General features: G+C 68.7%; 20 protein-coding genes and 1 pseudogene. 16 read left to right on the forward strand and 5 right to left on the reverse strand.

Annotation, left to right across the window (positions count from 1 at the left end):
• Positions 1–93: 93 nt before the first annotated feature.
• Positions 94–1,353: an MFS transporter gene (locus tag GORHZ_RS00820; RefSeq protein WP_006329420.1), complete on the forward strand. Its 1,260-nt coding sequence runs from the start codon at positions 94–96 to the stop codon at positions 1,351–1,353.
• Between the two features lie 65 nt (positions 1,354–1,418).
• On the opposite strand, the gene GORHZ_RS00825 is transcribed toward GORHZ_RS00820, so the two are convergent.
• Positions 1,419–2,033, reverse strand: coding sequence for a TetR/AcrR family transcriptional regulator (locus GORHZ_RS00825; protein ID WP_006329422.1), 615 nt, complete (start codon positions 2,031–2,033; stop codon positions 1,419–1,421).
• Between the two features lie 184 nt (positions 2,034–2,217).
• Here GORHZ_RS00825 and GORHZ_RS00830 point away from each other — a divergent pair, with 184 nt between their 5' ends.
• The 4 genes and pseudogenes from GORHZ_RS00830 to GORHZ_RS00845 all read left to right on the forward strand — a co-directional run bounded on the left by GORHZ_RS00830 (position 2,218) and on the right by GORHZ_RS00845 (position 5,617).
• Positions 2,218–3,414: an acyl-CoA dehydrogenase family protein gene (locus tag GORHZ_RS00830; RefSeq protein ID WP_006329423.1), complete on the forward strand. Its 1,197-nt coding sequence runs from the start codon at positions 2,218–2,220 to the stop codon at positions 3,412–3,414.
• Between the two features lie 53 nt (positions 3,415–3,467).
• The gene (locus GORHZ_RS00835) at positions 3,468–4,580 is read left to right on the forward strand and encodes an acyl-CoA dehydrogenase family protein (RefSeq protein WP_006329425.1); all 1,113 of its coding nucleotides are present in this window, start codon (positions 3,468–3,470) and stop codon (positions 4,578–4,580) included.
• 31 nt (positions 4,581–4,611) lie between these two features.
• Positions 4,612–5,038, forward strand: a pseudogene (locus GORHZ_RS00840) (DUF350 domain-containing protein).
• 102 nt (positions 5,039–5,140) lie between these two features.
• Positions 5,141–5,617 (forward strand): SRPBCC family protein, encoded by a 477-nt coding sequence (locus tag GORHZ_RS00845; protein WP_006329434.1) that lies wholly within the window; start codon positions 5,141–5,143, stop codon positions 5,615–5,617.
• 14 nt (positions 5,618–5,631) lie between these two features.
• Here the strand turns inward: GORHZ_RS00845 and GORHZ_RS00850 are convergent, their stop codons facing one another.
• Positions 5,632–6,432: an HAD-IIA family hydrolase gene (locus GORHZ_RS00850; RefSeq protein ID WP_006329440.1), complete on the reverse strand. Its 801-nt coding sequence runs from the start codon at positions 6,430–6,432 to the stop codon at positions 5,632–5,634.
• A 68-nt stretch (positions 6,433–6,500) separates the two neighbouring features.
• Between GORHZ_RS00850 and moeA the strand changes: the two genes are divergently transcribed.
• From moeA to GORHZ_RS00870, 4 genes are all read left to right on the forward strand, one after another.
• Positions 6,501–7,727 (forward strand): molybdopterin molybdotransferase MoeA, encoded by a 1,227-nt coding sequence (moeA, locus tag GORHZ_RS00855; RefSeq protein WP_040529569.1) that lies wholly within the window; start codon positions 6,501–6,503, stop codon positions 7,725–7,727.
• A 71-nt stretch (positions 7,728–7,798) separates the two neighbouring features.
• Complete coding sequence (locus GORHZ_RS00860; protein WP_040529570.1) at positions 7,799–8,515, forward strand: phosphatidylserine decarboxylase; 717 nt, start codon at positions 7,799–7,801, stop codon at positions 8,513–8,515.
• Between the two features lie 4 nt (positions 8,516–8,519).
• The gene (locus GORHZ_RS00865) at positions 8,520–9,533 is read left to right on the forward strand and encodes a CDP-alcohol phosphatidyltransferase family protein (RefSeq protein ID WP_006329449.1); all 1,014 of its coding nucleotides are present in this window, start codon (positions 8,520–8,522) and stop codon (positions 9,531–9,533) included.
• Positions 9,530–11,860, forward strand: a complete 2,331-nt coding sequence (locus GORHZ_RS00870) for an AAA family ATPase (protein ID WP_006329452.1) — start codon at positions 9,530–9,532, stop codon at positions 11,858–11,860. The genes GORHZ_RS00865 and GORHZ_RS00870 overlap by 4 nt, the downstream gene beginning before the upstream one ends.
• Before the next feature lie 4 nt (positions 11,861–11,864).
• On the opposite strand, the gene GORHZ_RS00875 is transcribed toward GORHZ_RS00870, so the two are convergent.
• Both GORHZ_RS00875 and GORHZ_RS00880 read right to left on the reverse strand, forming a co-directional pair.
• Positions 11,865–12,563 (reverse strand): hypothetical protein, encoded by a 699-nt coding sequence (locus GORHZ_RS00875; RefSeq protein WP_006329454.1) that lies wholly within the window; start codon positions 12,561–12,563, stop codon positions 11,865–11,867.
• 162 nt (positions 12,564–12,725) lie between these two features.
• Entirely contained in the window at positions 12,726–13,145 is a 420-nt protein-coding gene (locus tag GORHZ_RS00880; RefSeq protein WP_040529572.1) for a hypothetical protein, read from the reverse strand.
• Positions 13,146–13,220: 75 nt separating this feature from the next.
• Between GORHZ_RS00880 and GORHZ_RS00885 the strand changes: the two genes are divergently transcribed.
• From GORHZ_RS00885 to mnhG, 6 genes are read left to right on the forward strand one after another with little or no spacing between them, the layout of a single operon-like run.
• On the forward strand, positions 13,221–16,127 hold the full coding sequence (locus GORHZ_RS00885; RefSeq protein WP_006329456.1) for a Na+/H+ antiporter subunit A: 2,907 nt from the start codon (positions 13,221–13,223) through the stop codon (positions 16,125–16,127).
• The gene (locus GORHZ_RS00890; RefSeq protein WP_006329457.1) at positions 16,124–16,705 is read left to right on the forward strand and encodes a Na(+)/H(+) antiporter subunit C; all 582 of its coding nucleotides are present in this window, start codon (positions 16,124–16,126) and stop codon (positions 16,703–16,705) included. Before GORHZ_RS00885 ends, GORHZ_RS00890 begins: the two co-directional genes overlap by 4 nt.
• Positions 16,702–18,309: a Na+/H+ antiporter subunit D gene (locus GORHZ_RS00895; protein ID WP_006329459.1), complete on the forward strand. Its 1,608-nt coding sequence runs from the start codon at positions 16,702–16,704 to the stop codon at positions 18,307–18,309. The genes GORHZ_RS00890 and GORHZ_RS00895 overlap by 4 nt, the downstream gene beginning before the upstream one ends.
• Entirely contained in the window at positions 18,306–19,061 is a 756-nt protein-coding gene (locus GORHZ_RS00900) for a Na+/H+ antiporter subunit E (RefSeq protein WP_083877149.1), read from the forward strand. The genes GORHZ_RS00895 and GORHZ_RS00900 overlap by 4 nt, the downstream gene beginning before the upstream one ends.
• The gene (locus GORHZ_RS00905) at positions 19,058–19,321 is read left to right on the forward strand and encodes a monovalent cation/H+ antiporter complex subunit F (protein WP_006329463.1); all 264 of its coding nucleotides are present in this window, start codon (positions 19,058–19,060) and stop codon (positions 19,319–19,321) included. Before GORHZ_RS00900 ends, GORHZ_RS00905 begins: the two co-directional genes overlap by 4 nt.
• Complete coding sequence (mnhG, locus tag GORHZ_RS00910; protein WP_006329465.1) at positions 19,318–19,650, forward strand: monovalent cation/H(+) antiporter subunit G; 333 nt, start codon at positions 19,318–19,320, stop codon at positions 19,648–19,650. Before GORHZ_RS00905 ends, mnhG begins: the two co-directional genes overlap by 4 nt.
• On the opposite strand, the gene GORHZ_RS32150 is transcribed toward mnhG, so the two are convergent.
• A complete protein-coding gene (locus GORHZ_RS32150) occupies positions 19,641–20,441 on the reverse strand; it encodes a transposase family protein (protein ID WP_373279549.1) in 801 nt (266 codons plus the stop codon). The genes mnhG and GORHZ_RS32150 overlap by 10 nt on opposite strands.
• On the opposite strand from GORHZ_RS32150, the gene GORHZ_RS00920 reads away from it, so the two are divergent.
• Positions 20,322–21,566: an HNH endonuclease signature motif containing protein gene (locus tag GORHZ_RS00920; RefSeq protein ID WP_051998713.1), complete on the forward strand. Its 1,245-nt coding sequence runs from the start codon at positions 20,322–20,324 to the stop codon at positions 21,564–21,566. The two genes, GORHZ_RS32150 and GORHZ_RS00920, sit on opposite strands and share 120 nt — an antisense overlap.
• Positions 21,567–21,659 lie beyond the last annotated feature (93 nt).

A 21,659-nucleotide genomic window follows, 5' to 3' on the forward strand; every position in this document is an offset into this window, starting at 1 on the left:
GCCGACCATTATTGCAAGTCTGGTTGCTTTAGTGTCCAGGCCTGGATAAGTTCGATCTAAAGCAAATAGCTTTGCTTTAGGAGAGGAGATGAGATGACTCGGTTGCACCCGCGTCGCGCGTTCTGGGTGATCACCGCGACCTTCGTGATGGTTCTCTTCGCCTCCGCCGCACCCTCGCCGCTCTACCCCGTCTACCAGCAACTCTGGGGCTTCTCGGCGTTCACCCTCACCACCGTCTTCGCGATCTACGTGGCGACGATGCTGGTCAGCCTGTTGACCGTCGGATCACTCTCCGACCACATCGGACGACGACCAGTGTTGGCGGTCGCCCTGCTCCTGCTGATCGGGAGCATGGTGTTGTTCGTGTCCGCCGACGACGTCGGTGTCCTGATGGCGGCCCGCGCACTGCAGGGTCTGGCCACCGGCGCCGCGATGGGGACGCTCACCGCCACGGTCGTCGACCTGCAACCGACGCCTCGACTCGGCTCGGCGATCACCGGCGCCGCCCCGGCGATCGGCCTGGCCGGTGGCGTGGCCATCGCGGGACTCTTCGTCGAATACGCACCCGCCCCGCGCTTCCTGGTATACGAGGTCATCCTGGCCTTGTTCGCGGTCCTGCTGATCGCGCTGCTACTGGTCCCGGAGACCTCGGACCGGATCGGATTCACCTCCCGACGGCACCTGCTCGCGACCCTCGCTCCGCAGATGCGGCTGCCCGCACAGGTACGACGAGTGTTCCTCGCGGTCGCGCCGGCCCTGGTCGCCACCTGGTCACTGGGCGGTCTGTATCTCTCACTCGGCTCCTCGGTCGTCGCGCGCGTGTTCGGCGTCGACAACCACGCCGAGGCCGGCGTCCTGCTGTTCGTGTTCTTCGCCTCGGCCGCGGTCACGTCCCTGCTGATCACCGGGAAATCGGCGGCCACCAAACTCGCCTTCGGCTACCCGGCCCTCGCCGGCGGCGCCGTCGTCTCGCTGGCCGGGGTGCTCGGCGAGACATTGCCGCTCTACGTCGCCGGCTCGGTCATCGCCGGCGCCGGATTCGCCGCGACGTTCCTCGGGGCACTGGACAGCATCAGCGCCGCCACGCCTGCGCAGCAGCGGGGCCAGGTCTTCTCGTCGGTGTTCGTCGCGAGCTATCTCGCGTTCAGCCTGCCCGCCGTCGTGGCCGGGATCATCGTGTCGCACATCGGTTTGCGGGAGACGGTCCTCGGCTACGTCGCCTACGTCCTGCTCCTCGCGGTGGTCGGCGCCCTGGTGACCGCCCGTGCCCGGCGGCGCGCGACGACAGCCGCACCGGCGGCGCCGACAACCGTCGCAATGGAGTCCGACCGCGCGATCTCCGCGCGACGCTGACGCGATCGCACGTGGTCGCCGGCCTTCGCGGCGGACCCGGCTTTCGGGTCGTCCGAACAGCGGCATCACAGAGGTGACTCGTCCGCCCGCGCGCCGACGATCCGAGCGGCCATGTCCGCGTGAAAGTCACCGATCTGCTGTGGCGTCATCGCGCCGGACTCCCGGTACCAGCGCGCGACGTCGACCCCCATCGAGAGCAGCAGGGTCGTCGTCGCCTGGGGGTCGTCGACGTCGAAGGTTCCGCCCGCGATGCCCGCGTCGACGATCGCGCTGACACGTCGGGCGACCTCCCGGCGCATCACCCCGATGGCCTCACGATGCTCCGTCGACAGCGAGTCCAACTCGTAGTTGACGACCCTCGACCACACGTGATCGCGTGCGTGGTGGGCTGCGAGCGCGCCGATCACGGCCCGTAGCCGCGCGGTGGGCGGCTGCGCGGGATCGTCGGCGTCGTCGATCAACTCCAGGAACGCACGGTGCCCGGCATCGGAGAGTTCGTAGAGCACCTCCTCCTTGGACCGGAAGTGCACGTAGACCGCTGCCGGACTCATCTGCGCTCCGGTCGCGATGTCGCGGGTGGTCGTCGCGGGGAATCCCTTGGCCGCGAACGCCTCCACCGCGGCTCTCAACAACCGTGAGCGCGCCTGGACAGCGCGGGTCGCCGGTTCCGGGACTGACACGTCGCCGGCCTCCGTTTCCGATGTGTTTCCGATGACATTGACATGTGCCGCTGGTCGAGGCATAGTGGGAGAGTACCACTAAGCAAGCGCTTAGTCAGCAATCGCTTAGTCAGCAAGCGCACCGCCTGGCCCCGCCGAGTTTCGCGTCTGCACCCACACCCCGACCAGGAGTAAGACAGAACACATGCAGCTGAAATACAGTCCCGAGGAAGAAGCGTTCCGCGAGGAGCTGCGCACGATCTTCGCGAAGGTGCCCGAGGACATCCGCAACCGGTCGGAGGCGGGCAAACTGAACTTCCCTGAAGACCTCGTCACCACCACCCGCATCCTCAACGAGCACGGCGTCGCGACCCCGGGCTGGCCGGTGGAGTGGGGCGGCCGGGACTGGACGCCCATCCAGAGTCACATCTACCGCGAGGAGATGAGCCTCGCGCACGTCCCGGACATGCTCGCGTTCAACGTCGGCATGATCGGTCCGGTCATCGCGCAGTTCGGTTCCCCGGAGATGAAGGAGCGGTTCCTCGCCAAGACCGCCAACCTCGACATCTGGTGGTGCCAGGGCTTCTCCGAGCCCGAAGCGGGTTCGGATCTCGCGTCGCTGAAGACCCGCGCGGTTCGCGACGGCGACCACTACGTCGTCAACGGCCAGAAGACCTGGACCACCCTCGGCCAGTACGCCGACTGGATCTTCTGCCTGGTGCGCACCGATCCGGACGCGAAGAAGCAGGCCGGCATCAGCATGCTGCTGTTCCCGATGGACACCCCCGGCGTCGAGTTGCGCCCGATCCAGCTGATCGACGGCGGCTTCGAGGTCAACGAGGTCTTCTTCAACGACGTCCGCGTGCCGGTCGAGAACCTGGTCGGCAAGGAGAACGAGGGCTGGACGCAGGCCAAGTTCCTGCTCGGCAACGAACGCAGCGGCATCGCCCGCGTCGGTTACACCAAGACCAAGCTCGCCAAGGCCAAGGAACTCGCCCGCGACACCACCACGGCATCCGGTGGCACCCTCCTGGAGGATCCGCTGTTCGCGGCGCGTCTCGCCGAACTCGAGAACGATCTGCTCGCCCTCGAGATGACCCAGCTGCGGGTCGCCGCGTCGTCGGCGGACGGCAAGCCGAACCCGGCGTCGTCGCTGCTGAAACTGCGCGGCAGCCAGCTGCAGCAGGACGCCATGGAGCTCCTCGCCGACGTCGCCGGCGCGAACTCGCTGCCGGTTGCCGGCCTCGACGCCTCCGCCGCCAACGGGACCGCCGAGGTGGACTCGCCGGAGTGGGCGCAGATGTCCGTGCCGACCTACCTCAACTACCGCAAGGTCAGCATCTACGGCGGCTCGTCCGAGGTTCAGCGCCAGATCATCGACAAGGCCGTGCTGGGACTCTGAGAAGCCCACCGCCTCATTACTTTTCACGACACACGAGAACCTGGGAACCTTTCATGGATTTCGAACTTTCCGACGAACAAACGATGCTGCGCGACACCGTGCGCGAAGTGCTGACCCGCAAGTACGACATCGAGACACTCCGCGCGGTCACCGACACCGAACTCGGCTGGGACAAGGGGGTGTGGAAGTCGTTGGCCGACATCGGCATCCTCGGCCTCACCTTCCCCGAGGACGACGGCGGCATGGGTGCCGGCCCGGTGGAGTTCACCAGCGTGATGACCGAACTCGGTCGCGCACTGGCACCCGAGCCCTACCTCGACGCGGTCCTCGTCCCGGGCTCGCTTATCGCCGCGACCGGCGACGACGACACCCGTGCAGAGCTTCTCGGCGGGCTCGCCTCGGGTGAGCTGCTGATGGCGTTCGCCCACCTCGAGGCCGGCGACCGCTGGCCGGGGGCGAAGGTCGCCACCACCGCCACCGACGGCAGAATCAATGGCACCAAGGTCCTCGTCGGACACGGTGATTGCGCAGACAAGCTGGTCGTGTCGGCACGCACCGACGATGGTGTCGGCCTGTTCCTGGTCGACGCGGACGCCGAGGGTGTCACGCGCACCGGCTACCGCACCCACGATCGCCGTCGTGGCGCACAGATCGAGTTCAACGACGCCGCCGCGGTTCGACTGGGCAGCGGCGACGCCACGCAGCTCATCTCCGACGCCGAGGTCGGCATCCAGACCGCGCTGTGCGCCGAGGCCGTCGGCGCCATGGAGCGCTCGCTCGACCTCACCGTCGAGTACCTGAAGACCCGTAAGCAGTTCGGTGTGACGCTGTCACACTTCCAGACGCTCACCCAGCGCGCCGCGGACATGTACGCACAGCTGGAGCTGGCGCGCAGCATGAGTCTGTATGCGACCACCGCGCTCGCCGACGGCATCTGTGACCCGACCATCGCCTCGCGGGCCAAGCTGCAGATCTGCCGGTCGGCCCGGGTCATCGGGCAGGAGGCGGTGCAGATGCACGGCGGTATCGGCATGACCGCCGAGTACCCGGTCGGCCACTATCTGAGCCGGCTCACCGCGATCTCGCACACCTTGGGCGATGCCGCCGATCACGTCTCGGTGTTGGCACGGTCGGTCGGCGACTACGAGATGGTCACCGTCGGCTGATCTCCGATCGAGCGTCGCTACTGTTGCCCCCATGGGACAACTGCGCGACAACCTGGGTGACGCCGCCGCGTACAGCATCGTCGGAATCGTGCTGCTGGTCATCGGGTTCCTCGCCCTGGATCTGGTCACACCGGGGCGGCTGCGCAACCTGATCTGGCTGGAGCACAACCGCAACGCGGTTATCCTGTCCACCGCGCAGGTGATCGGGCTGTCCATCGTGATGGTCGCCGGTATCCGCGACTCGCTGGCGCTGGAATTGTGGCGCGGGCTGCTGTACACGGCGATCTACGTCCTCCTGGCCATCGCCGTGATGATGTGGTCGTTCGTCCTCGTCGACTGGTTGACCCCGGGCAAACTCGGCGCTGTTGCTCGACGACGACGGCCACCCCGCGGGATGGATCTGCGGGGCCGTGTTCCTGGGGGTCGGCGGCGTGATCGGTGCGACGCTCGGTCTGTGATCGGCGCCCGGTCTGTGATCGGCCTCGATCGCTATTGACGGTCAGACAACAAGCCCCTAGGGTCGAGCCCGATCTGTCATCGACGACATCGAGGGGAAAACCATGGCCGCACCACTGATTGAGGAATCGATCGAGATCAACGCCTCCGCCGACGACGTCTGGGCGGTGATCTCGGACCTGCGCCGCATGGGCGAGTGGAGCCCGCAGTGCAAGAAGATGTTCATGCTCGGGGGCCCGGTGGCGGTGGGGACCCGGACGGTCAACATCAACCGGCAGGGGCTCAAGGTCTGGCCGACGACCGCCAAGGTGATCCGCGTGTCCCCGGGCACCGAACTGGCGTTCCGGATCGGCGAGAACCGCACGGTGTGGAGCTACACCATCGAGCCCTCGACGAACGGGGTCCGGGTGACCGAGCGGCGTGAGGCCGCCAACGGGACCACGACCTGGATCTCGTCGTTCTTCGTCGACAAACTGCTCGGCGGCAACGACGATTTCGAGGCCGAGCTGAAGGCCGGTATGGCCGAGACCCTCGGCAAGATCAAGCAGGCGGCCGAGTCGGCGGCCACGAACGCCGCCTGACGGCTCGCCGGTTCCTACCGGTTGGCCAGCTTCTCCATGAGGGCCGGCAGGTCGGCGACCGAGTCGATCACGTGGTCGGGCACCGGGCCGAACTCGTCGCGCTGCAACGCGCGCAACGCCTCCTCACGGAACTTGCCGGTGCGCACCAGCACGCCGATGAGGGCCGCCGCCTGCGCGCCGAGGACATCGTTGTACATGTCGTCGCCGACCATGACCACCTGTGTCGGTTCCAGCTGCATGATATCGACGGCGGCCCGGAAGCCGAGCGGCGACGGTTTGCCGATCGCCCGGATCTTGCGCCCGGCGGCCTTCTCCAGTCCCTCGAGGTAGACCCCGGTGTCGATGCTGAGGCCCTTCGCCGTCGACCAGGTCATCGAGCGGTGCATGGCGATCACCGGGACACCCGACATCATCAGCTCGAGCACCCGCGACAGCGCCTCGTGGGTGAACACCGGGCCGGCACCGCCGAGCACCACGACCTGCGCCTGCTCCGGGTCGTCGGTGATCTCGACACCGGTCATGTCCTCGGCGATCGGCCCCTCGTTGATCACCCACACGCGTTTGCCCGGGTGATTGGCCGTCAGATACTCGGCGGTCAACTTGGCCGCGGTCAGAATCTCCTCGGCGCGCACGTCGAAACCGCATTCGGTGAGCAGCTGGGCGATCTCGCCTCGCGATCGCGACGTCGTGTTGGTCAGGAACATCCGCGGATAGCCCTGCTCGGACAGCTCCGCGATGGCGTCCACGGCCCCCGGCAGAGCCTGCCACGAGGTGACCATCACCCCGTCGATGTCCAGCAGCAGCCCGAGCGTCATAGTCTGAAAATCTAGTCGCGTCGGGCGCACCGCGCACGGCCGACGGAATCGGATGGCATGCTGAGCGGATGCGATCGGTGTCAGATCACCAGACTGTCGTCGCCGCACTGTTCGGTGCACCCGGATCGGTGCGGATACCCGCCACACAGGCCCTCGGCACCGTCACGGTCGCCGAAATCGCCGCTCCTCTCGGGCTGCCCGGCTTCGACAATTCCGCGATGGACGGCTACGCCGTGCGGGCCGACGAGATCGCCTCGGCCACCGACGGATCCCCGGTGCGTCTGCCCGTCGCCGAGGACATCCCGGCCGGACGCACCGATCGGTTGACGCTGCAGCCGGGCACCGCGCACCGCATCATGACCGGCGCGCCGGTACCGGTCGGGGCCGACGCGGTCATTCCCGTCGAGGTCACCGACGGCCGCGTCGACATCGTCACCATCCGGTCCGCGGTTCCGGCCGGCAGACACATCCGCACCGCAGGCTCCGACATCGCTGCGGGGGAACCGGCGATCCCTGCCGGGACCCGGCTCGGCGCCCCCCAGATCGGCCTGCTCGCCGCCCTCGGGATCACCGAGGTCACGGTCGCACCCCGCCTCCGCGTGGTAGTGCTGTCGACGGGTTCCGAACTCGTGACGCCGGGGACACCACTGCAGTACGGGCAGATCTACGAATCCAACGGGCCGATGCTCACCGCCGCGGCCACCGAGGCAGGCGCCGATGCAACCCACGTGCACTTCGTCACCGACGACGTGGGCGCCTTCCGCGCCCGCCTCGACGAGATCAGTGACGACGCGGACCTGATCATCACCTCCGGCGGCGTGAGTGCCGGGGCGTTCGAGGTGGTCAAGGACGCACTGGCGGCCTCGGGCGAGGTCGAGTTCGTGAAGGTCGCGATGCAGCCCGGCATGCCACAGGGGTGCGGCCGCTATGCGAGTCCGTCCGGGCGCGCGGTCCCGATCGTGACCCTGCCCGGTAACCCGGTCAGTTCGCTGGTCTCGTTCGAGGTGTTCATCCGGACACCCCTGCGGGCCGCGATGGGCCTGCCGCCGGACCGCCGGCGGGTACACGCCCATCTGGAATCCGACATCCGGTCCCCGGCCGGGAAGCGACAGTTCCTGCGCGGTGTGCTGAGTCGGTCCGAACCCGACGACGCCGAGGGTTTCGCGGTGAAGCCGATCGGCCCTCCCGCATCGCATCACCTCCGTTACCTCGCCCGCGCCGACGCCCTCATCGACATCGCGGCGGACGTCGATGCCGTGAGCGCCGGGACACCGGTAGACGTCATCATGCTCTGACGCGGACCCACTAAGCTGGTACGAGGTCCGGGCCCGCCGGACACTTCGCCCGGTGCAACAGGAGGTTGATGGTGGCCAGGCGCCCGCGTCCGGACGGATCCGCGACCGGAGTCGCTCACCTCGTCGATCTGGCACGCGAGACCATCCCGCCGATCCATCCGGCCGGGGTGCCGTTCGTCGCGGCACCCGCAGCCATTGCGGTACTGGGTCGTCGGCATCCGTGGATCGCCCGGCCCGCCGCACTGACCGCCGCGGCCTGCGCGGCCTTCTTCCGGCATCCGTCGCGGGTTCCACCGACGACACCCGGTGCAGTCGTCGCACCGGCCGACGGAACCATCTCGCTGGTCGACGAGGCGGCGCCGCCGCCCGAGGCGGGTCTCGGCCCCGATCCGCTCCCGCGGGTGTCGACGTTCCTGTCGATCTTCGACGTGCACGTGCAGCGGGTGCCGGTCGCGGGCACCGTGATGTCGGTGACCCACACCCCCGGCGCGTTCGTGTCGGCCGATCTTCCGGACGCCAGCTCGGTCAACGAACGCACGACGATGACGCTGCGCGTACCGGGCCGCGACGCCGTGCACGACCTCGCGGTCGTGCAGATCGCCGGACTGGTGGCCCGGCGCATCGTGTGCGAACCCGTCGTCGGGGACGTGTTACGGACCGGCGACACCTACGGACTGATCAGATTCGGGTCCCGCGTCGACGTCTACCTGCCGGCCGGATGCGAACCCCAGGTGCTGGTCGGCCAACGCGCGGTCGGCGCCGAGACCGTCCTCGCGACGCTGACCTGATCCGATGGTCACCGCCCGCAAATCAGACCGTTCGGTGTCGTCGCGCACGCCGAGCACCCGCGCCGAACGCCGCACCGCCACCCGTGCGACGGCACCGACCACGCCGGGAAACAGGCGCACCCGGCTGGCCCGGCAGGTCCCCGCCGGGCGGATGTTCATCCCGTCGGCGCTGACCATCCTGGCCATCTGCGCGGGCCTCACCGCGGTCCGCTTCGCGGCGAACGACAACATCAACATGGCGATGGCTCTCGTCGTCGCCGCGGCGCTGCTCGACGGCATCGACGGTCGGGTCGCCCGGCTGATGGGCGCCACCACCCGGATCGGCGCCGAGATCGACTCCCTCGCCGACGCCATCAACTTCGGCGTGGTGCCTGCGCTCATCGTCTACCTGCACCTGATGGACGGCGAGGACTTCGGCTGGGTTCTCACGCTGGTCTACTGCTGCGCGATCGTGCTGCGCCTGGCCCGCTTCAACACGCTCCTCGACGACGACACCGCGCCCGGCTACACCCGCGACTTCTTCGTCGGTGTCCCGGCGCCGGCCGCCGCGATCATGGCGCTGCTGCCCATCGGGTTGTCGCAACAGTTCGGGTCGGGCTGGTGGACGTCGCTGCCCGTGGTCGGCGGATGGCTGGTGTTCGTCGCGCTGCTCGCGGTCAGCCGGGTGCCGACGTCGTCGTTCAAGACCGCGTCCATCCCGCCGCGCGCGCTCGCCGGGTTGCTCGTGATGGTGGCGATCGGCGCGGCCGTGCTGCTGACCTTCCCCTACGTGCTGATGATGATCTTGATCGCCGCCTACCTGATCAACATCCCGTTCGCGTGGAGCAGTCAGCGGTGGGTGGCCTCCCGTCCCGAACACTGGGAGGACCGTCCCGCGGAGCGGCGTGCGCAACGGCGGGCCATCGCCCGCGCCCAGCCGGGTCGTCGCCGTCGGCTGACCGTGGCCGGCCGGTCGCAGGCCCGACTGGGTCTGCGACGACCCGCGGCCCCACCGCCCGCCGAGGACTCCACCCGATGACCTCACCGGTCCGGCTCACCCTGACCGCACGCGTCAATCCCTCGGCGGCCGAATCGCGCCGAGGCATCGTTCGTATCCACACCGAGGTGCTCGCCGCGCTGGGGTTGCGGGAATGGGACGCGGTCTCGATCACCGGCGCCCGGGTCACCGCGGCCGTCGTGGCCGCGGCGGGTCCCGAGACGCCGACCGGTACCGCGCTCCTCGATGACATCACCTTCGCCAACGCCGGTGTGCGGGAGAACGCATCGGTGGTGTTGGCGCCCGTGCGGGTACACGGCGCGACCCGCATCCGGGTATCGGGGTCGGCGCTGGCCACCCGCTCCGTCGACGAACCCACACTGCGTCGCGCCCTGTTGGGCAAGGTCGTCACGGTCGGGGATGCGGTGTCGCTGCTGCCCCGCGATCTGGGCCCTGAGTTCGCCGCCGGGGACGCCACCCGGGCCCTGGCGGTGTCGGTCGGGATCACCTGGACGAATGAGTTGCTCACGGTGGCAGAGACGGACCCGCCGGGCGCGGTGAGTGTGCAGACCAACACCGCGGTGCTGTGGGCCGGCGACGGTGCGTCCGGCATCCGCCGGCCGGAGGCCGGGCCACCCCCGACGACGTCCATGGGGTTCGCGGCCGCGGCGGTTCCGGTCCCACCCGCATCGTCCGGCCCGACCGACAGCGCCGCGGCCGTGGCGCCCGGTGTCTCGACCGGCACACCGTCGAACCCCGGCGCGGTCCGCCCGGTGTCCACGCTGATCGGGGTCGACGGGCCGGTCGCAAAGCTGACCGAGTGGCTGTCGATCACCCTCGACGAGCCGGAGGTGCTCCGCACGCTGGGCGCGAGCCCTCGGCTCGGTGTACTGATCACCGGACCGCCCGGGGCGGGCAAGGCGACACTGGCCCGTTCGGTGTGTGCCGAGCGCCCGCTGACCACGATCGACGGGCCCACCGTCGGTGCGTTGGAGGCCAACGCCCGTCTGGGCGCGGTGCGGTCGGCGATCTCGGTGCTGCGCGACACGGGCGGTGTCCTGCTCATCACCGACGTCGATGCGTTGCTGCCCGCTCCGCGGGAATCCGCGGCACCCGAACCGGTCTCGACGCTGATCCTCGATGAACTGCGATCCGCGATCGCCGACGGCGCCGACGTGCCGCATCGGGGCACGATCGCGTTGATCGCCACCTCCGCCGAACCGGTCCGGCTCGACAGCCGGCTGCGTGACCCGTCGCTATGTGACCGCGAACTGATCGTCGGCCTGCCCGACGCGGCGACCCGCGCGCGGCTGCTGGCCGTGATCCTCACCGACGTCCCGATCGACGGTCACCTCGATCTCGATGCCGTGGCCGCTCGGACACCGGGTTTCGTCGCCGGTGATCTCGCGGCCCTGACGCGGGAGGCCGCGCTGCGGGCGGCGGCCCGGGTGACGACCGGGCACGACGACGACGAGCGGCCCGCGACCGCACTGCGCACCGCCGACCTGCTCGGCGCCCTCGAGGTGATCCGCCCGGTGTCGCGGCTGGATTCGCCCGAGGTCAGCGTGGGAGCGATCACGCTCGATGACGTCGGGGACATGGTCGAGACCAAGCAGGCGCTCACCGAGGCCGTGCTGTGGCCGCTGCAGCACCCGGACACGTTCACCCGGCTCGGGGTGGAACCACCGCGGGGTGTGCTGCTTTTCGGGCCGCCCGGATGCGGCAAGACCTTCGTGGTGCGCGCGCTCGCCGCGTCGGGCCGGCTGTCGGTGCACACCGTCAAGGGTGCCGAACTGATGGACAAGTGGGTCGGGTCGTCGGAGAAGGCGGTCCGGGATCTCTTCGAACGGGCCCGCGAGTCCGCGCCGTCGTTGATCTTCCTCGACGAGGTGGACGCGCTGGCCCCGCGTCGCGGGCAGTCCACCGACTCGGGCGTGGGCGATCGGGTCGTCGCGGCCCTGCTGACCGAACTCGACGGTGTCGAGCCGCTGCAGGACGTGGTGGTGTTGGGTGCGACGAACCGCCCCGATCTGATCGATCCCGCTCTGCTGCGGCCGGGGCGTCTGGAACGGCTGGTGTTCGTGCCCCCGCCGGATGCCGACGCGCGCGCGGAGATCCTGCGGACGGCAGGACGCAACGTCCCGCTCGCCGACGAGGTGGATCTGGAGGCGCTCGCCTCCGACCTGGAGGGTTATTCGGCCGCGGATTGTTCGGCGTTGTTGCGCGAAGCCGCGCTGTCGGCGATGCGTCGCGACATCGATGCCGCGACCGTCGGACCCGAGGACGTCGCGGAAGCGCGCCGCCGGGTCCGACCGTCGTTGGATGCGGCGCAGGTGGAGAACCTACGCGCCTACGCCGACCGACGCTGAGGTATCAGGCCCCGGTCGAACCCTGCGGGGTCGTGGTCTGACCCGGCGTGGTCTGGCCCGGTGTGGTCTGACCTGGGGTCTGCTGCGGCATCTGACTCTCCCCCGGCAGCTGACCGTCACCCGGACCGTGCCCATGTCGACCGGGGAACTGACCCATCCCGCCCTGACCGTCCTGGCCGCCGGGCATCTGTCCGAAGCCGCCGTACCCGTCGGCGCCCGAGCCGGCCCCGGGTCCGAAGCCACTCTGCTGCCAGGCGGCGCCGGGCCCCTGGTTCGATGACGACGAGTCGCCGACCGCGTAGCCGACACCGAAGCCGACGAGCGCCATCACCACGGCGACGCCGATGCCGCCGGCGATGATCGCGTTGCGGACCTTGTCGGTCACGCCCTGCGACGGCGCTGCGGGCTGCTGGGCCATCGGCTGTTGGGCCATGGGTTGCTGGGTCGACTGCCACGCCATCGGCTGCTCGGCTCCCGGCTGCGGTCCGGGCGACACCGGGATCTGTTCGGTTTCCGCATCCGGCGCGGGTCCAGGGGTGAATGGGCGCTCCGCGCCGAGCGGCTCGGTTCCCGGGTACTCCGCCCATGACTGGTCCGGCGCCGCCTGGTCCGGCGCCGCCTGGTCCGGCGCCGCCTGGTCGGGCGCCGGCACATCCGCCGACTGGTCGCCGCGGGCCACGTTGTCGTCCTGAGGTGTGGACATCGTTGTCTCTCGCTTTCGTGCAGATGAAGAGTGATATCCACCGTGCTGGCGTCACCTGGTGGGTCGCTGCCGCGAACCTGTCAATCACCTGTGAGAACCCGACAAACCCGACACCCGCCACCCAGCCACCCCGCGCCACCCGACCCCGGCAGAGAACGCGGGCTACCGACCGGCGGTGATCTGGTAGAAGACGGCGCGGGCGCCCGCGGCGCCCGGGGTCGTCCCCACCTGCACCCAGTAGGTGTCACCGTTCTTCGTTGCCGACAGGATCACCACCCGGCGGTCTCCGTCGCTGGTGCGCTGCGACTCGGTGTAGCCCTGTTCGGTGAGGGTCTGCACCGCGGCGTCGAGGACGTTCCCGGCATCGGGGCCACCTTGGACGGTGACCGACCAGCCGTCGGCGCGGTTGCCGTCGGCGCTCAGCACCGTGCCGGTCACCAACGGGACCTGCGCCGTCGGGAAGTCGCCGGGCAATCCGGCGTTACCCGACTGTTCATCGCCGCCCCCACCGCAGCCCGCGAGCACCGCGATCGCCACGAGAAGTGTGACGATCAACGACGACGACCTGGCGAAGCGGATCATGCCAGCAACGGTAAGGTAGACACCGCGGGCGATGCCCGTGACACCCCGCCCGAATCCGAAAGACGGTGTGCCCACTTGATCTCCGTGCTGGCTGCGCTCGCGCTGTGCGCACTGCTCGCGCCCCCGGTGATCCGGTTGCTCGGTACCCGCGGTTTCTATGTGCTCGTATTGGCCCCCGCCGGCGCCCTCGTGTGGGTCATCGCCAACTGGCCCGCCGACGATGCACCGCCGGCCGTCGAGACGGTGGAATGGGTGCCCGTCCTGCACATGGACATCGTCACCCGCTTCGACACGCTCAGCGCGATCATGTCGGTCCTCATCCTGGGCATCGGGGCCCTGGTGTTGTGTTACTGCGCCCACTACTTCGACGACGCGCGACCGCGGGTGGCGGTCTTCGGCGGGGAGATGATCGCGTTCGCGGCCGCCATGTTCGGCCTGGTGGTCAGCGACAACATGCTGGTCCTCTACGTGTTCTGGGAACTGACGACGGTGCTGTCGTTCATGCTGGTCGGTTTCTACGGCATCCGCGCCACCGCGCGGCGCGCGGCCACCCAGGCCCTGCTGGTCACCACGGCCGGCGGCCTGGCGATGCTGGTCGGCATCATCATGCTCGGCGAACGCGCCGGCTCGTTCCTGCTGTCGGACATCCTGGCCAACCCGCCCGCGACGGGGGTGTACGTCGACTGCGCGGTGGTGTTGATGCTGATCGGGGCGCTCAGCAAGTCGGCGATCGTCCCGTTCCACTTCTGGCTCCCCGGCGCGATGGCCGCACCCACCCCGGTCAGCGCCTATCTGCACGCGGCGGCGATGGTGAAGGCAGGCATCTACCTCATCGCGCGGCTCGCACCGGGTTTCGCGACCATACCGGGCTGGCAGGTCCTCGTCGTCGGCCTGGGCATGGTCACGATGGTGCTCGGCGGGTGGCGGTCCCTGCGGGAGCTCGACCTCAAACTGGTGCTCGCGTTCGGCACGGTCTCCCAACTCGGCTTCCTGTCCGTGCTCGTCGGGATGGGTGACGCCAACGTCGCGATGGCCGGCCTCACGATGCTGGTCGCGCACGCCATGTTCAAGGCCTCCCTGTTCATGGTGGTCGGGATCATCGACCACTCGACCGGCACCCGCGACATCCGCCGGCTGGCACGCCTCGGGCATCGTCTGCCCGTGCTCGCGCTCACCGCTGCGGTTGCCGGCGCGAGCATGGCCGGGCTGCCCTTCACCATCGGCTTCGTCGGCAAGGAGACCGCCTTCGGATCGGTCTGGGACACCGGGGCCTTCCTGCCGTGGCAGGCGGAGACGATCGACGTCGTGCTGTTGGTCGGTTCGACCATCACCTTCGCCTACACCTGCCGATTCCTGTGGGGTGCGTTCGGCCGCAAGGTGCGCACCGCCCCGAGCCCGGTGGTCGCGAAGCTGCACCCGCCGGGGCCGCTGTTCCTCGCCGCCCCGATCCTGCTCGCGCTCGGCGGCGTGGTCGCCGGGTTCGCGAGCCCGTGGATCGGCAGTCTCTTCGAACCGTATGCGCAGACGTTGCCCGCCTACGGACACGAACTCGAGCATCTGGCGATGTGGCATGGTTTCGGTCTGCCGGTGATCTTCTCGATCGTCGTGATCGTCGCGGGCACCATATTGTTCGTGGCGATCCGGCTGGTCGGCGACAGGCTGTTCCGCCGCCCGCTCGTCAACGCCGACCGCATCTACGACGCGACACTCCGCGCCGCCGACACCGCCTCACTGATGCTGACCCGCAACACCCAACGCGGGTCGCTGCCGATCACACAGGGTGTGATCTTGTCGACCACGATCCTGCTCCCCCTTGGGGCGCTGGCCCTCGGGTCACGGAATCGGCTGGAGGTCGCCGGATTCGACACCGTGAACCAGCTCGTCATCGGCGGCATCATCGTGGCTGCGGCACTGACCGCGACCGTGCTGCGCAACCGTCTCGCCGCGACCCTGGTGGTGGGCCTCACCGGATACGGGGCGGGCATGCTCTTCGCGCTCTACGGCGCCCCGGACCTGGCGTTGACCCAGTTCCTGGTCGAGACGCTCACGCTGGTGATCTTCGTGCTGGTGCTGCGCAAGCTGCCCGCCGAGCCCGAACCACGGCACGCGACCGGTTTCCGACCGCTGCGTGCGGCGGTCGCCGTCGCCTTCGGCGCAACCCTGGTGACGGTCGGCCTGTTCGCCGCGGCAGCCCGCTCCGAGCAGCCGCTGCACGTCGACATCCCCGAGGCCGCCTACGAGTTCGGGCACGGCGCGAACGCGGTGAACGTCCTGCTGGTCGACATCCGCGCGTGGGACACGCTCGGTGAGGTCTCGGTCCTGATCGTCGCGGCCACCGGGGTGGCGTCGATGGTCTTCCGCAACCGTCGGTTCGGCGCGGTGCCGCGTGTCGCCGACGCCGCCCGGATGCAGGCGGGCTTCAGCGGCGACGCCGACGACCCGATCCCACCCGATCGAACCACCTGGCTGTTGGGCAGCGACTTCCGTGACCCGCGGCACCGGTCGATGATCCTCGAGGCCACCACCCGGCTGATCTTCCCGACCATGGTGGTGCTCTCGCTGTACTTCTTCTACGCCGGGCACAACGCCCCCGGCGGCGGTTTCGCCGGCGGCCTGACCATGGGCCTGGCGCTGGTGCTGCGGTATCTGGCCGGCGGCCGCTACGAACTCGGTGAGGCCCTGCCGATCGAACCAGGACGCATTCTCGGCCTCGGGCTCGCCATCTCGGCGGGCACCGCGGTCACCTCGCTGTTCCTGGGCGCCCCGGCGCTGTCGTCGGCGGTCTTCTCGGTGACGCTGCCGGTGCTCGGCGAGGTCAAGCTGGTGACGGCGCTGTTCTTCGACCTCGGTATCTACTTCATCGTCGTCGGGCTGGTGCTCGACATCCTGCGCAGCCTCGGTGCGCGCCTCGACGTGGAGTCCAGCGCGATCGACAACCAGCCGGCTCCGGAGAGCCCGACCGCCGGGCAGGTGAGCCGATGACCATCAACCTCGGATTGCTGATCGTCATCGGGGTGCTCGCCGCGTGCGGCGCCTACCTGCTGATGGAGCGCAGCCTGATCCGGATGCTGCTGGGTCTGCTGCTGTGCGGTAACGCGATCAATCTGTTGATCCTGGTGGTCTCCGGCCCCATCGGCAACCCCCCGATCCTCGGCCGCACGGCCGAGGCCCGCGCCGCGGACGCGGATTCCCTCGCACAGGCCATGGTGCTGACCGCCATCGTCATCACCATGGGCGTGGCGGCGTTCGTGCTGTCGCTGGTGTACCGGCTGTTCGTCATCAACCGCGACGACGACGATGTCGAGGACGACACCGAGGACGTCAAGATCCTCGGCAGTTCGTTGCAGGACGCCCCCGACCGCGACCGCAGCGACGACCCCGTCACCCTCGCCGACACCACCGCCGGTGACCTCTTCGACGACGAGGGCAATCCGCTCACCCCCGCCGAATACGCCGCGCGCCATCTCGGGGTCATCGAGACCGACCTGATGCCCGAGGACGTGGAGGTCATCACCGCGAACGCCGACGACACCGACACCGTCGAGGGGGCAGACCGATGACCCCGCAGCCGTCCTGGGTAACGGTGCTGATCGCGCTGCCGACGCTGGTCCCCATCGTCGCGGCCGCGCTGACCCTGGTGATGGGCCGCAGTCCGCGCTTCCAGCGCGTCGTCACCGTCGGCGCCATCTCGGTGGCGTTCGCCACGTCATGTCTACTGCTCTACCTCACCAACACCTACGGGACGTTCGCGGTCGCCATCGGCGGCTGGGGCGGACGGGGATACCCCAACGGCCCGCTCGGCATCACCCTCGTGGTCGACCAGCTGGCCGCGTTGATGCTGGTGGTGTCGACGATCGTGTTGCTGTGCGTCGTCCTGTACGCGATCGGTCAGGGTATCCGTGACGGCACCGAACAACAGCCGGTGTCGATCTTCCTGCCGACCTATTTGATCCTGACGGCCGGGGTCTGTAACGCCTTCCTGGCCGGCGACCTGTTCAACCTCTACGTGTCGTTCGAGGTGTTGCTGGCCGCGAGCTTCGTGCTGCTCACGCTCGGCGCCAGCCCGGACCGGGTCCGGGCTGGAGCGTCGTACGTGATGGTGTCGATGGTGTCGTCGCTGATCTTCCTGTCCGGGATCGCATTCGCCTACTCGACCACCGGCACCCTCAACCTCGCGGAGATGGCCACGCGGCTCGATCATGTCCCCGACGGCACCCGCAACGCGCTCTACGCGGTGCTGCTGGTGGCGTTCGGGATCAAGGCGGCGGTGTTCCCGCTGTCGACCTGGCTGCCCGACTCCTACCCCACCGCGCCTGCTCCGGTCACCGCCGTGTTCGCCGGCCTGCTCACCAAGGTCGGTGTGTACGCGATCATCCGGGCCCACACCCTTCTGTTCCCGGGCGGGTCCATGGACGACATCCTGCTCGTGGCCGGCCTGCTGACGATGCTGGTCGGCATCTTCGGCGCGATCGCGCAGTCCGACATCAAACGACTGCTGTCGTTCACCCTGGTCAGCCACATCGGCTACATGGTGTTCGGCATCGCCCTGTCGTCGCGGTTCGGGCTGTCGGCGGCGATCTACTACGTCGCCCACCACATCCTGGTGCAGACCACACTGTTCCTCGTGGTCGGTCTCATCGAACGGCAGGCCGGGTCCGCGTCGCTGCGGCGGCTCGGCGGCCTGATCGCCAGCCCGCTGCTGGCCGGGCTGTTCCTCATCCCCGCGCTGAACCTTGGCGGCATCCCACCGTTCTCCGGATTCATCGGCAAGGTCGCCCTCCTCGAGGCGGGAGTGCAGGACGGTTCGGCACTCGCGTGGGTGCTGGTGGCCGGGTCGGTCATCACCAGCCTGCTGACTCTCTACGTGGTGGCCCGCGTGTGGACGAAGGGGTTCTGGCGTCCACGCGCCGACGCCCCGGAGGGCGATCTGGCCGATCGGGCGCCGTCTGCGCTGATCGACGAGAGCACCGACATCGCCTTCGACGACCGCGCCGACGTCGGGCGGATGCCGATCGGCATGGTCGTGCCGACGGTGCTGATGGTCGTGGCCGGGCTGGTCCTGACCCTGTGGGCGGGCCCGATCCTCGGGTTCACCGACCGGGCCGCGAACGACATCGTCGACCGTGGCGTGTACATCGAGGCCGTGTTGGGAGGTGCACAGTGAAGGCACGGATCATCACGGCGTGGCGGGTCTCGCTGCTGTTCATCTTCTGGAACTTCGTCAGCGCGCTGGTCTGGCTGCGGCAGAACATCCGCATCCCAAATTGGCTGGGCAGCGACTCCCGTGAGGTGTGGGTCCGGCTGTGGACGCTGGGCTGGCTCACCTTCGTGTGGGTGCTGTTGTGGGGCACGGTCACGTGGGCGAACATCATCGGCGGTCTGGTGGTGGCGGTCGCGGTGGTGACCCTGCTGCCGCTGCCGCGGGTTCCGGTCGAGGGCCGGATCCACCCCATCGCGCTGCTGGTCATCCTCGTCCGACTGGTGTTCGATCTGGTCCTGTCGAGTGTGCAGGTCGCGTGGGCGGCGATCCGCCCGGGCCGTCCACCGATGGGCGCGGTGATCCGGGTGCGCGTGGCGATCAAGTCCGACATGGTGCTCACCCTGGCCGTGGACTACCTCAACATGGTCCCCGGCACGATGGTCGTCGAGATCGACCACCGCCGTCGGATGCTCTACGTCCATGTCTTCGACGTGCGCACCGACAAACAGGTGCGGGCCTTCTACAAGCAGATGAAGTTCGTCGAACGCGCCTTCGTCCAGGCCTTCGAGCGGGACAGCGAATGGCACCCGAGCCCTTACCACGGCATCGACGACGACTTCCACAACGTCCGACATACCGACCGGGTGCACGTCGCGGAGCGCACCGCCGGCCCCGACGTGATTCCCGATCAACGCCCCTCGGGAGGCCCACGATGACGATTGTGTGGCTGATCGTGACCGCGCTGCTGCTGGTCTCGGCCGTACTGACGACGATCCGCGTCCTGCGCGGTCCGACGACACTGGACCGCCTCGTCGCCCTCGACACCATCGTCGCCATCTGTATGGGCGGCCTCGCCGTCTGGGCCGCCTACAGCCTGGATTCGACGGTCGTCCCGGCCATCGTCGCCCTGTCGCTGCTCAGCTTCGTCGGGTCTGCCGCCATCGCCCGTTTCCGAGTGCGGGACGACCAGACATGATCATCGACGTCATCTCCGCGATCCTGCTGTTGCTCGGCGCGACCGCCTCGTTGACCACGTCGATCGGCCTGCTGCGGTTCCCGGACACGCTCAGCCGGATGCACGCCGCCACCAAGCCGCAGACCTTCGGACTGTTGCTGATGCTCGCGGGGGCGATTCTGCGGCTCGGCGACAGCGTCGACATCGGCATGCTGATCCTGGCGGGACTGTTCGCCCTGACGACGGCACCGGTGATCGCCCATCGCATCGGCCGGCTGGTCTACCAGGAGCAACGCGCCCGCGACGGGCTGATGTCCCGCGCGGAAATGGAAAACCCCACTCAGGATTGACTCGATGGGCTTGGTGACATCCGTTCGCTGAGGATTGGCCGAGGGCTCGTTTGCATCGCTATAGGTGTGCGACTCGTAGGTAGATGGGCGTTGTTGCTGGGCGGCGCTGGTGGCTGATCGGTCGTTGGAGTCGTTGATTGTCGGTGAGGTCTTCGGGGTTCGTGGGCAGTGCCCACCGCAGGTGTTGGCGGTCGTTGTCGCAGAGTCCGGCCACGGTGCCCAGCAACCGTGATCGGCATCGGTGCGGGCTCGGTTGGCCCATTGAATGATGCATGGCGGGCGCAGCGTAGCCGCGACACCCGCGCCTCGCCGAAACAGCGTGTGCCACCGATGTCGAGGTGCCGCCAGCGGCGCGCCCGGTCAGCGCGGTCGTAACAACCGCACACGCGATTGCAGTGGGGGCATCGGGACCGGGCCCGCGCGTGTGCCTCGACCCGGACCAGCACCAGCGGGCCGTGACCATGGGCCGTGAACTCGGCGTCGACCACCCGACCACGAGCGATTCGCAGGCCTTCCACAGTATCCTGACCACACGCAACGCCTACTCCTTCAGAGTTCAGTCTTCGCAAACCAAATCCATTGAGGGACAAGGTGTTACGGGTTTCATCCTGGCCTGTGGATAACCCGCCAAAGCGTCGCAATTCGCACAGGTGTTCGACTACTATAGGGGCATGCCGATCGACACCCTGCTCCCCACCGTCCGTGACCTGACCATCACCTCCGACGCCACCGGCCGCGAGGTGTACGAGACCACCAAGATCCTGATGGGCCTGCGGAACGTGGTCGACCATCAACTCGCCGTACACGCCGGCGCCCTGGACCGGTTGGGGGTGGCCCGCCAGACCGGCGGGAAGACGCGGGCCCTGTTGATCGAGATGGGTGCCGCACCCGCCATCGCGGATCGGTGGCTGCGGATCGCGGCCGCCCTGACCACCCTGGAACGGGTCGCGGCGTATTCCGGCGATGGGGTCTTCTCCTCAGAACACGTCGACGCGCTGGTCCGCGGCATGGGGCACATCGAGAAGAGGTCGCCGGAACCGTTGAGCGAGGTGTCACGCATCGAACACCAGTTGGCGTTGATCGCCCAGGCGTTTGCCGGGGCCACCCCACGCGAGGTGCTCGACACCGCCCGCAGCATCGGCAACCAGATCGCCGACGACCACGGCGGTGTCCCGGCCGGTGAGGACCGCACCATCAACGAGTGGACCACCACGCCCACCGACGACGGCCGGTTGGAGGTCTCGGCGAACCTGGACATCGTGATCGGGGAGAAACTGGTGTCGGCGATCGAATCCCTGGCCGGTAAACGCCCCGAACCCGACGGCTCTGAGGATGCCCGATCCGCGGGGCAGCGCCGTGCGGATGCGTTGGAGATGATCCTGGACGCGGCCGCACGCGCCGCCAGTTCGGGTGTCGCGGATCTGGTGGCGGCCCCGAAAACGCAGTTGAATCTGACCGTCCCGGCCGACACCCCGGATGCGGCGGCGTTGCAGTGGCTGGGCCCGATCTCGCAGACCCTGGCGAAAACGCTGTCCTGTGACGCGACGGTGACCGCGATCATCGTCGACGGCGAGAAGGTGCCGTTGGACATGGGACACCCGCAGCGCCTGTTCACCCATCATCAACGCAAGGCGTTGATCGTCCGCGACCAGTGTTGTGTCAAATGCGGTGCGGCAGCAGGATATACACAGTGCCATCACGTGCGGCATTGGGCTGATGGGGGTCCCACCGACCTGGACAACGGGTGCCTACTCTGCACCTCGTGTCACGCCCAAATCCACGCCTCCGGCTGGGACATCATCATGGGCGCCGACCGGCATCCCTGGCTGCTGCCGCCGGTGGAGCAGGACCCGACCCGCACCCCGATACCCGCCTACAACCGCCGGACCATGCACCTCGACGACATCGCCGCCTGACCGAAGCATCAACCACAACACCTGACCTGCTGCATCGTTAGCCCGACGTGACCGGCGACCCGAATCCTGGGCCGCGTATGAACTTTGAGAACT

Source organism: Gordonia rhizosphera NBRC 16068, from assembly GCF_000298195.1.
GTDB lineage: Bacteria > Actinomycetota > Actinomycetes > Mycobacteriales > Mycobacteriaceae > Gordonia > Gordonia rhizosphera.

What these genes read in the sequence shown, in the direction of transcription:
- GORHZ_RS00830 (WP_006329423.1), top strand. Translation starts at nt 2,218, where the DNA reads ATGCAGCTGAAATACAGTCCCGAGGAAGAAGCGTTCCGCGAGGAGCTG.
- GORHZ_RS00875 (WP_006329454.1), bottom strand. Translation starts at nt 12,563, where the DNA reads ATGTCCACACCTCAGGACGACAACGTGGCCCGCGGCGACCAGTCGGCG.
- GORHZ_RS00895 (WP_006329459.1), top strand. Translation starts at nt 16,702, where the DNA reads ATGACCCCGCAGCCGTCCTGGGTAACGGTGCTGATCGCGCTGCCGACG.
- GORHZ_RS00835 (WP_006329425.1), top strand. Translation starts at nt 3,468, where the DNA reads ATGGATTTCGAACTTTCCGACGAACAAACGATGCTGCGCGACACCGTG.
- mnhG (WP_006329465.1), top strand. Translation starts at nt 19,318, where the DNA reads ATGATCATCGACGTCATCTCCGCGATCCTGCTGTTGCTCGGCGCGACC.
- GORHZ_RS00870 (WP_006329452.1), top strand. Translation starts at nt 9,530, where the DNA reads ATGACCTCACCGGTCCGGCTCACCCTGACCGCACGCGTCAATCCCTCG.
- GORHZ_RS00845 (WP_006329434.1), top strand. Translation starts at nt 5,141, where the DNA reads ATGGCCGCACCACTGATTGAGGAATCGATCGAGATCAACGCCTCCGCC.
- GORHZ_RS00820 (WP_006329420.1), top strand. Translation starts at nt 94, where the DNA reads ATGACTCGGTTGCACCCGCGTCGCGCGTTCTGGGTGATCACCGCGACC.
- GORHZ_RS00920 (WP_051998713.1), top strand. Translation starts at nt 20,322, where the DNA reads ATGCCGATCGACACCCTGCTCCCCACCGTCCGTGACCTGACCATCACC.
- GORHZ_RS00890 (WP_006329457.1), top strand. Translation starts at nt 16,124, where the DNA reads ATGACCATCAACCTCGGATTGCTGATCGTCATCGGGGTGCTCGCCGCG.
- GORHZ_RS32150 (WP_373279549.1), bottom strand. Translation starts at nt 20,441, where the DNA reads ATGGTCGACCACGTTCCGCAGGCCCATCAGGATCTTGGTGGTCTCGTA.
- GORHZ_RS00880 (WP_040529572.1), bottom strand. Translation starts at nt 13,145, where the DNA reads ATGATCCGCTTCGCCAGGTCGTCGTCGTTGATCGTCACACTTCTCGTG.
- GORHZ_RS00850 (WP_006329440.1), bottom strand. Translation starts at nt 6,432, where the DNA reads ATGACGCTCGGGCTGCTGCTGGACATCGACGGGGTGATGGTCACCTCG.
- GORHZ_RS00865 (WP_006329449.1), top strand. Translation starts at nt 8,520, where the DNA reads ATGGTCACCGCCCGCAAATCAGACCGTTCGGTGTCGTCGCGCACGCCG.
- moeA (WP_040529569.1), top strand. Translation starts at nt 6,501, where the DNA reads ATGCGATCGGTGTCAGATCACCAGACTGTCGTCGCCGCACTGTTCGGT.
- GORHZ_RS00905 (WP_006329463.1), top strand. Translation starts at nt 19,058, where the DNA reads ATGACGATTGTGTGGCTGATCGTGACCGCGCTGCTGCTGGTCTCGGCC.